1 protein-coding gene is annotated in these 509 nt (G+C 57.0%); it reads right to left on the bottom strand.

What is annotated here, in order from left to right:
• Positions 1–509, bottom strand: a 509-nt coding sequence (locus ACUYLD_RS25490) for an AMP-binding protein (RefSeq protein ID WP_446676228.1), incomplete at both ends; no start/stop codon positions are given.

Here is a 509-nt window from a genome sequence, read left to right on the forward strand (position 1 = left end):
GCACGATTCAGGTAGCCTCGTGCCACCCCGGCACCGCCAATGCACAGCTCGCCCAGCACGCCGATCGGCACCGGATTCAGCTGGCTGTCCAAGATGTAAAACCGTGCGTTCAGCCACGCCTGACCAATCGGTACATTGCCGCTACTTGGCAGCTTCGACAGTTCTTCGTCGTAGAAGCTGGAGTCGATCGCCGCTTCCGTGACGCCGTAGCTGTTCATAATGCGGATATCTGCGCCAAACCGTTCCTGCAGCACCCGATAATCCGTCACGCTGCAGCTGTCCGAGCTGGTGATCAGCAGTTCCAGACTGCTCATGTCCAGTCCCTGTTCATGTACATGCTGCATGAACGGTACAATTAAAGCCGGTGTGGATTCGAACACCGTAATCTGATAGTCGTGAATCCAGCCGTACAGACGGCTTGGGTCGATGCGATCGTCTTTCGGGCAGATGACCATCGTGCCGCCGTTATAGAGCGCCCGCGCAATATCGCCGACAAACACGTCGAAGGA

The organism is Paenibacillus sp. SER-28 (assembly GCF_052906305.1).